We start from the raw sequence: 8,912 nt of genomic DNA, 5'->3' as shown, positions 1-8,912 counted from the left end.
CGAACATCGACCGGGAGCACCAGTTGTTGCAGATGCTCGTGCAGTATCCGGGGGCGTTCACCGACGCGGACGCGGCGGTGCTGGCGGGCACGCCGTTCGCGGCGCCGGCGCACCGGCGGGTGCAGCACGCGGTGCTCGGGGCGTGGGACGAGCGCGAGCGCGTGTCGGCGCGGGCGTGGACCGAGCTGGTCGAGCGGGCCGCCGGCGAGGAGGTCGGCACGCTCGTGACCGAGTTGGCGGTGGCGCCGCTGCAGGCGCGCTCTGACCCGCGCACCGGCGGCCCCGACCCGCGCTACGTGGCCGACCTGCTGACCCGCACCCGCGAGGTGTCGCTGCGGCGCCGGATCTCCGAGACGACCGGCGCGATGCGCCGCGCGGAGTCCGAAGACCCGTCTCGGGTGCGCGCGCTCGCGGTCGAACTGACCGGTCTCCAAAGGGAACTGGCGCGGTTGCGGGCGGGGGTGGCGTGATGGCGATCTTCCGGCCGCGGCTGCCGTCGCACGTCGACGAACTGTTGGGACGGGCTCCGGGGGAACGGGTCATGGCGGTGGCGCGCGACGAGCGCACGGAGGCGTTCATCATTGCGACGACGACCCGGCTGTGTGTGCTGCCGCCGGACCAGGCGCCCAAGCCGGGGCAGTTCCGGGTGCCGGTGCGTCCGATCAAACGCGCCTGGCACGAGGTGGCCTCGGGGGCGCTGGAGCCGATGACCGGCACGATTTCGGTGACCTGGGTCGAGGGTGGCCGGGCGTCGCAGTGGACGCTCACGTCGGGGGCGCGCCGCTTCGCGGAGGTCTTCCACGACCGGGTGGCGGCCAGCGTCATCATCGACGCGCCCGTTCAGATCGACGGCCGCACGTTCGGCCGCGTCGCGATCCGCCGCAACCTCGCGACGGGGGAGCCGCTGCGCCAGGAGGTGTGGAGCGGCGGCGGTCGCCTCGACCCGGTGGTCCTCGACTACGCCGAGCGCATCCTCGACGACCTCGCCGAGCAGGCCGGGATGGTGTGACCGTCGCGGCCCGTCAGGCCAGGGCCCGATCCCGGCCCTGATTTCCGCGCGGGTCGGCCCCTTTGCTAACCTGCTCCAGGCGCCATTCCCCTGTAGCTCAACTGGCAGAGCATTCGGCTGTTAACCGAAGGGTTGTTGGTTCGAGTCCAACCGGGGGAGCCACCCACGAACCCCGCACCCCGCGTGCGGGGTTTCGTCGTTGCCGATCCCGGGCACCCGGCGAACGACGCAGGGAGGACGACATGAGCGACGCGCAGGATCCGCGCACCGGTGACCTCGGGGCCGACCCGGGGTTGACGCAGGAGACGATCTTCACGTGGGGGGCGCCGCCGCTGAAGTTCGGCTCGGGCGCGCTCGACGAGATCGGCTTCGAGGTCAAGGCGCACGGGCTGGCGCGGGTGCTCGTGCTCACCGACTCCCGGCTCGCGCAGCTGGGGTTCGCCCAGCGCGTCGTCGACTCGCTGGGTGCCGTAGGCATCGAGGCGGGCGTGTACGACCGGGTGCACGTCGAGCCCACCGACGAGAGCTTCGCCGACGCGATCGACGCGGCCCGGGAGAGCGGCCCGTGGGACGGTTTCGTCGCCATCGGAGGCGGGTCGGCGATCGACACCGCGAAAGCCGTCAACCTGATCCTCACCGACGGCGGCGAGCTGTTCGACTACCTCAACAAGCCGATCGGCGACGCCCGCGCGCCGTCGGGACCGCTCAAGCCGCTGTTCGCCGTGCCGACGACCGCCGGCACCGGCTCCGAGAGCACCGCGATGTGCATTCTTGACGTGCTGAGCATGAAGGTGAAGACCGGCATCAGCCACTGGCGGCTGCGGCCGACGCTGGCGATCGTCGACCCGTTGCTGACGATGACGCTGCCGCCCGAGGTCACCGCCTCCAGCGGCATGGACATCGTGTGCCACGCGCTGGAGTCGTACACGGCCCGCTGGTACACGACGTTCGAGCGCAAGCAGGCCGCCGACCGCGTGACGTACTGCGGCTCCAACCCGGTCTCGGACCTGTGGGCAAGGGAGTCGCTGCGGCTCATCGCGAACTCGCTGCGCACGGCGGTCGCCGAAGGCGCCGACGCGCGGGCCCGCTCGGAGATGATGCTGGCCGCCACCCTCGCGGGCATGGGCTTCGGCAACGCCGGCGTGCACATCCCGCACGCCAACGGCTACCCGATCGCCGGGATGGTGCGCGACTACCGCCCGGCGAACTACCCGGCGCAGGAGGCGATGGTGCCGCATGGGGAGTCGGTCTCGCTGACCGCCCCCGCCGCGTTCCGGTTCACGTTCGAGGCCTCCCCGCAGCGGCACCTGGAGGCGGCGCGTCTGCTCGACCCCGCCCTCGAGCGCCTCGACGACCCGGCGGAACAGCTGCCCACCGCACTTGTGCGACTCATGCGTGACATCGGCATCCCCAACGGCATCGCCGCGGTCGGCTACGGCGAGGGCGACGTCGACGATCTCGTGCCCGGCACGATGAAGCAGCAGCGGCTGCTGGCCACCTGCCCCAAGCCGGTCACCGAGGCCGACATCGCCGCGATCTTCCGCGCCTCCGTGACGAACTGGTGAGCGCCCTTGGTGCGCCACCGGTTGTAGGTGGCTAAGCAGACGAGTCGGTCCGCAACCCGGCGGCTCGGGCGGCGTCGAGCAGACGATCGTCGTAGGCGACGACGTCTCGCGGGCGCACGTGGGGCGTGTGGGGCTTGAACCCACGACCGACGGATTATGAGTCCGCTGCTCTGACCGGCTGAGCTAACGCCCCGCGGTCGCACAGCCTACCGGGGGCCAATCCCGCTGCTGGCGGCGCAACTCCGCCACCGCGGCGCCCACCACCCAGCGCGCTAGCAAGATCGCCAGCACGTACTCCTCGGCACCGGTCGCGGTGACGGTGCAGGAGCCGTCGAGGTAGAAGCCGGTGACCGGTTCGGTGCCGCATTGCTCCAGCGGCCCGCCGAGCACGTTGCGCTGCGCCGTGATGCGACCCAACGTGGCGGCAGCGGCCGCTCCCGGCTGGCAGAGGGTGACAGTCCCAAAGAGCGTGGTAAATCTGCCGCGTCTGCCCGGGCGAATCTCCCACTATCTTTCAGCCTGCCGAGGCAACCGCCGCAGACCCCGCCGACGGGCACCTCCAGCGCCCGTCGGCGAGCCGACGCGCGGCGGCAGGCGGTGCACCACGGGCTGGCCCGCAGCTCAGCACCTTTCGGCGACCGCGACGCGGGTTTGCGCGGCACAGGGCGCGCCGGTCGGCGGCCGGCGGCGGCCGCTCACGACTGGCAGACGGTGACAGCCCCGAAGAGCGTGGTAAATCTGCCGCGTCTGCCCGGGCGAATCTCCCACTATCTTCCGGACCACCCGAAGTAGCCGCCGCAGACCCGCCAACTGGCACCTCCAGCGCGCGTCGGCAGGCGGCTCAGCCCGGGTCGGCGATCGCCTGCAACGCGCCTAGCTGGACAATCTCCACTGCGACAGGCGACCGGCTAACGGGGAATGTTCGATTTCATCTTGCAGTTAGTCGATCTGCATATCGATCATGGAAATCGGCGAGACCGAGTGGGCGGCGTCGTGAGCGACGACCCCAGCCTGAACGGGCTGCTGCTTCGTCGTCAATCCCGCAGCTGGCGGCGCAACTCCGCCACCGCGGCGGCCGCCATGTGCCGGCAGAACAGGCGCGGATTCTCGTGTGCGGCGGGCCGTTCCGGCACGACGTGGTGGACGATGCCGTGCGCGAGCAGGTCGCGGGCGCCGACTCCCTGGGCCCGGGCCATCTCCGGCGCCTGGTCGACGGTGCCGTGCACGATGACCGACGCCCCTTCCGGAGGCAGCGGCGAGAGCCAGGCGTGTTCGGCCGCCACCACCGACCGGGCCGGCAGCATCGCCAGCGCCCCGCCGCCGCAGCCCTGCCCGATGAGCAGCGCGACACTGGGCACCGTCAGCGTCGACAGCTCCGCGATCGAGCGGGCGATCTCGCCGGCCAGCGCGCCCTCCTCGGCGCCGGTCGACAGGTCCGCGCCGGGGGTGTCGATGACCGACACGAGCGGCAGACCGAGTTCCTGCGCCAGCCGCATCCCGCGGCGGGCGCCGCGCAGCGCCGCCGGACCCATCGACTGCCGGGCCTGGTTGCGGCGGTCCTGCCCGACGAGCACGCACGGCAACCCGCCGAACGACGTCAGCGCCAGCACGAGCCCGGCGTCGTGCTGGCCCTCGCCGGTGCCCGACAGCGGGATGACGTCGTCGGCGGCATAGCGCAGCAGTTCCCGCACTCCGGGGCGCCGGTCGGACCGGGTGAGCAGCACCGACTCCCACACGTGCGGGTCCTGCTCGTGCGGGGAATCGGCGCGCGGGGAACCGGCGCGCGGGGGCTCGTCCTGGGCCATCGCGTGGGTCGACTCGACGGCGCCGCGCACCCGGTCGGGCACCGCGGCGGGGTCGGCGACCCCCGAAAGCACCGGACGCGCCGGACCGCGGTGCGGGCCGGACGGGTGCAGGAGCCGCATCACCCGGGCCGCCAGCGGCGCGAGGTGCTCGTCCGGCACGACCGCGTCGATGACGCCCTTGTCGACGAGGTTCTCGGCCAGCTGCACGCCCGCGGGGAACGGCTCGCCGTTGAGCGCCTCGTACACCTTCGGTCCGAGAAAGCCGACGAGCGCGCCCGGCTCGGCGACCGTCACGTGCCCGAGGGACCCCCATGAGGCGAACACCCCGCCGGTCGTCGGGTGCCGCAGGTACACCAGGTAGGGCAGCCCGGCGGCCTTGTGCTGCACGATCGCCCGGCTGATCGTCACCATCTCGACGAACGCCGGCGTGCCCTCCTGCATCCGCGTGCCCCCGGACGAGGTCGCCGCGATGAGCGGCAGCCGTTGCGCGGTCGCGCGCCGCACGGCCGCGGTGATCCGTTGCGCGGTGCGCACCCCGATCGATCCCCCGAGAAACGCGAACTCCCCGACGATCACCGCCACCGGCAGGCCGTCGATCGTCCCGGAGCCGGTGACGACCGCCTCGTCCGTGCCGGCCCGCTGCGCGGCCTTCGCCAGGGCCGTCTGGTATTCCGGCGCGAATTCGCTCGTGTCGACGGGGGCGTCCCACGACTCGAACGATCCGTCGTCGAGGACGAGCTCGATGAGCGCCCGCGACGTGTGCCGGCGGCTCACGACCCGGCTCCGTCGGGCTCGAAGCCGTCGGGCTCACCCGCGGCCGCCTCCGCACGGACCCGCTCGCCGTGCTGGTCCAGGGTCGGCGGTGCGGTGTGCGCGGTGCGGGTCACCTCGGCGCCGTCGGGGGAGAAGAACCGCAGCGGCGGGCCCGCGAGCGTGATGTCGCCGAGCGTGGGGTGCTCGACGCCGACGAGCAGGCCCTGGCTGCGCACCTGGTCCCAGGCGTACACCTCGTCGATGCTGCGCACCTTGCCGGCCGGCACCCCGATCTCGGCGAGCCGGGCCAGCAGCGGCAGGCTGTCCCATTCGGCGAACAGCGACTCGACGAGCTCGATGGTCTCGGCCTTGCGGGCCACCCGCTCGGGGTTGGTCGCAAATCCCGGCAGCGCGGGGTCGAGCGCGAAGCCCGCGCAGAACCGGGCCCACAGCGCCTCGCTGCCGACCGCGATCTGCACCGCCCCGTCGCGGCAGCGGAACAGGCCGTACGGGGCGATCGAGGCGTGGTGGTTGCCGGCGGCCCGGCCGACCTCGCCGGCGACCGTCCAGCGCGTCGACTGGAACGCGTGCACCCCGACCGTGGCCGCCAGCAGCGAGGTGCGCACCACCTGCCCGCGGCCCGTGCGGCCCCGCTCGAGCAGCGCCGCGAGCACCCCATAGGCGCCGTACATGCCCGAGAGCAGGTCGCTGATCGGCGTGCCCACCTTCTGCGGGTCCTCCGGCCCGGAGCCGGTCAGCGACATGAGCCCGGCCTCACCCTGCGCGATCTGGTCGTACCCGGCGCGCCCGCCTTCGGGACCGTCGTGCCCGAAACCGGTGATCGACAGGATGACGAGCCCCGGGTTGCGCTCCAGCAGCGACTCGAAACCCAACCCGAGCCGGTCGAGCACCCCGGTGCGGAAGTTCTCGACGAGCACGTCCGCCCGGTCGAGCAGGCTCAGCAGGACCTCGCGATCCGCCTCCGCCTTGAGGTCGAGGCAGATCGACTCCTTGTTGCGGTTGCACGACAGGAAGTACGTCGACTCGCGCGCGCCGTCGGCGGGGTCGACGAACGGGGGGCCCCAGCCGCGGGTGTCGTCGCCGTGGCCGGGCGCCTCCACCTTGATGACGCGGGCGCCGAGGTCGCCGAGCATCATCGTCGCGTGCGGCCCGGCCAGGGCCCGGGACAGATCGACGACGAGCGTGCCGGCGAGGGGACCGGCGGCAGCGGACGGGGCGGGGTTCGAGGGCATGCGCTTCTCCTGTGCGGTCGCGTCGGTCACGACGTAGAGCGGATCAGGTGGTGGGCAGGATCAGGATCGCCCACGTGACGAGGGGTGCGACGACGATCATCGACATTCCCCAGATCATCAGCTGGCGGAACACCATGTCGCGTTCGGAGGCGTCGGAGTTCGCCACGACGAGCGCGCCGTTGGTCGAGAACGGGCTGCAGTCGACGACCGAGGAGCTGATCGCCAGCGCGGTGATGAGACCGACCGCGCTGACCTCGCCGCGCAGCAGGAACGGCACGGCCAGCGGGATCAGCGCGCCGATGATGCCGGTGGTCGAGGCGAACGCGGAGACGACGGCCCCGATGAAGCAGATGAGCAGGGCCGCCACCAGCGGGGAGCCGACGTTGGCGACGGTCTCGCCGAGCCAGTCGACGACGCCCTGGTTCTCCAGCAGGCCGACGTACGTGACGATGCCGCCGATGAGCAGCACGGTGCCCCACGAGATGTTCTCGACCGCGCCCTTGGCCGACTTCGGGAACAGCAGGGTGAGCGCGACGGCCACCGTCAGCGCCGTGAAGCCCACGTCGAGGTCGAACACGAGCGCGCCGATGATGAGGCACACCATGCCGACGATCGTCATCGACCGCTCGGGGTTGAGGCGGTGCGTGTCCGGCAGCGCCGTGGTGGCCGTCATCGACCGCTCGGCCTCCACCTTGCTGTGCGGCTCGGTGCGGGTCTCGGCGTGCAGCGGAGCCAGCCCGGCCTCGGTGTCGGCGTCGAGGGTGGCGAGGTCGTCGGTCTCCCGGCCGCGGGCCAGCAGCGCCCGCCCGCCGAAGACGAAGAAGACGAGCAACGCGATCCCGAAACACACGGCGAGGGCGGCGACGAAGAGGAACAGCGGGTTGCCCGGCAGCTGGTTGGAGGCGACGACGCCGTTGGTGATCGAGCCGAAGATGCCGATGGGGGAGAAGCTGCCGGCGGTCGCGCCCTGGACCACCATCATGCCCATGAGCAGCGGATGGATGCGGTAGCGCAGGGCGAAGCCCATCGCCACCGGGGCGACGATCGCGACGGCGGCCGGGCTGACCGCGCCGATCGCGGTGACGGTGGCGCACACGGCGAACATCGCCCACGGCACGAGCGCCACGCGGCCGCCGACCGCCCGCACCGAGCCGTGCACGATCCAGTCGACCGTGCCGTTGTTCTTCGCGAGCGCGAACAGATAGGTGACGCCGACGAGGATGACGAACAGGCTCGCGGGAAAGCCGTCGAGGATCTCGTTCGTGGAGGCGCCGTAGACCGCCAGGCCGACGACGAACGACGCGACGAGGGCGAGGGCGCCCATGTTGACGCCGCGCACGGTGGCGACGAGGAAGACGATGGCGAGGACGATGAGGGATACGACCTCGTGAGACATGGCGCCTCCAGGATTGGATCGACGGTGATCGGATGGGCGCTAATCCTGCCAGTGGACTGGCCACCTGACAACCATTCCAGTCTCTGGACTGGCCAGTGAGTAAGATGGCGTTATGGGTGAGCGCGGCGAACGGCGGATGCAGCCGCTGCGGCGTGAGCGCCTCTACGAGCGGCTCGCCGAGCACATCACGGATTTCATCGACGCCCAAGGGCTCGTCGGCGGCGACCGGCTGCCCAGCGAACGCGAACTCGCCTCGGAGCTCGGTGTGTCGCGCGCGACGATCTCCCGTGCGCTCGCCGCCTTGGAGACGCGCGGCGTCGTCGAGGTGCGGCACGGCGTCGGTGCGCTCGTGCGTGGCGGCGCCCACGAGCAGGTCGCAGGCGGGTCGATCGATGGTGCCATCGGGGGCGCCCTCGGTGGCGCTGTCGGTGACGCCGGGGGAGCGGCGGTTGACGGTGGAGCCGGTGTTCCCGGCGTTGCCGGTGGAGCCGGTGGAGCCGGTGGAGCCGGTGGAGCCGGTGCCGAGAGTGACCTTGAGCCTCGGGTCGGTCCGCTGGACCGCCTCGACCGCAGGCCGGCGCGGGAGGCGGTCGTCGCGCGGGAGGCGATGCTCGCCGGGCTCGCCCGGGCCGCCGCGGCCGATCGGCGCGCGATCCTCAAGAGCGCGCTGCTCGCCTCCGACGGGCAGGCCCGGAGCTTCGAGGAGACCTGGCGGTGTATCCGACGTCTCGCGAACTCCCCGCTGCTCGCCGACCTCGACGAGACGCTGGCCGCGTCCGCCCAGGCCCCCGCGCCGAGCGCGGCCCTCAGCGCCCGGCTCGACCTCATCGCGGCCGCCATCCTGCGGGCCGACCCCAGCGCCGCCGCCCTCGCCTGCGACGGGCTCCTCGACATCGGCCGCTGACCCCCTCGCCCCCACGCCCCCCGCCCCTCGCCACCCAGACGGCCGAAGGCTGCCCTTTCGGTCGAGGGCTCGCGCCGGAACCCTAGCCCTCGACCGAAAGGGCAGCCTTCGGCCAGGTAGGGGGAGTCGGCCCACCGGAGGGGCTCGTTCGGGGGCGGTATTCACTTTGCTTCGCGGTGCTCGGGGAGCCGGACACTCGGGCTCGCGGGTGGCCGACGCGGCGTAGC

General features: G+C 72.4%; 8 protein-coding genes and 2 tRNA genes. 5 read left to right on the top strand and 5 right to left on the bottom strand.

Annotated features, from left to right (window positions below):
- The 4 genes from dnaG to PINTE_RS18950 all read left to right on the top strand — a co-directional run.
- A partial coding sequence (gene dnaG, locus PINTE_RS18965; RefSeq protein WP_505804050.1) for a DNA primase occupies window positions 1-470 on the top strand: 470 nt, incomplete at its 5' end.
- Window positions 470-1,009, top strand: coding sequence for a hypothetical protein (locus PINTE_RS18960; protein WP_068433839.1), 540 nt, complete (start codon window positions 470-472; stop codon window positions 1,007-1,009). The genes dnaG and PINTE_RS18960, both read left to right, overlap by 1 nt.
- 86 nt (window positions 1,010-1,095) lie before the next feature.
- Window positions 1,096-1,171 (top strand) — tRNA-Asn (locus PINTE_RS18955).
- Window positions 1,172-1,251: 80 nt separating this feature from the next.
- Window positions 1,252-2,574: a hydroxyacid-oxoacid transhydrogenase gene (locus tag PINTE_RS18950; RefSeq protein ID WP_084343810.1), complete on the top strand. Its 1,323-nt coding sequence runs from the start codon at window positions 1,252-1,254 to the stop codon at window positions 2,572-2,574.
- Window positions 2,575-2,693: 119 nt separating this feature from the next.
- On the opposite strand, the gene PINTE_RS18945 is transcribed toward PINTE_RS18950, so the two are convergent.
- The 5 genes from PINTE_RS18945 to PINTE_RS18925 all read right to left on the bottom strand — a co-directional run bounded on the left by PINTE_RS18945 (window position 2,694) and on the right by PINTE_RS18925 (window position 7,781).
- Window positions 2,694-2,767, bottom strand: a tRNA-Ile gene (locus PINTE_RS18945).
- Window positions 2,758-2,991 (bottom strand): DUF2237 family protein, encoded by a 234-nt coding sequence (locus PINTE_RS18940; RefSeq protein ID WP_068433837.1) that lies wholly within the window; start codon window positions 2,989-2,991, stop codon window positions 2,758-2,760. The genes PINTE_RS18945 and PINTE_RS18940 overlap by 10 nt, the downstream gene beginning before the upstream one ends.
- Before the next feature lie 617 nt (window positions 2,992-3,608).
- Window positions 3,609-5,153, bottom strand: coding sequence for a carboxyl transferase domain-containing protein (locus tag PINTE_RS18935; protein ID WP_068433835.1), 1,545 nt, complete (start codon window positions 5,151-5,153; stop codon window positions 3,609-3,611).
- Window positions 5,150-6,385, bottom strand: coding sequence for a CaiB/BaiF CoA transferase family protein (locus tag PINTE_RS18930; protein ID WP_068433841.1), 1,236 nt, complete (start codon window positions 6,383-6,385; stop codon window positions 5,150-5,152). The genes PINTE_RS18935 and PINTE_RS18930 overlap by 4 nt, the downstream gene beginning before the upstream one ends.
- 43 nt (window positions 6,386-6,428) lie before the next feature.
- Complete coding sequence (locus PINTE_RS18925; protein ID WP_068433833.1) at window positions 6,429-7,781, bottom strand: SLC13 family permease; 1,353 nt, start codon at window positions 7,779-7,781, stop codon at window positions 6,429-6,431.
- A 112-nt stretch (window positions 7,782-7,893) separates the two neighbouring features.
- On the opposite strand from PINTE_RS18925, the gene PINTE_RS24610 reads away from it, so the two are divergent.
- Window positions 7,894-8,685, top strand: coding sequence for a winged helix-turn-helix domain-containing protein (locus PINTE_RS24610; RefSeq protein ID WP_068433831.1), 792 nt, complete (start codon window positions 7,894-7,896; stop codon window positions 8,683-8,685).
- Window positions 8,686-8,912: the final 227 nt, after the last annotated feature.

The organism is Piscicoccus intestinalis NBRC 104926, assembly GCF_001515525.1.
Taxonomy (GTDB): domain Bacteria; phylum Actinomycetota; class Actinomycetes; order Actinomycetales; family Dermatophilaceae; genus Kineosphaera; species Kineosphaera intestinalis.
This window is presented reverse-complemented; position numbering and strand designations above follow the sequence as displayed.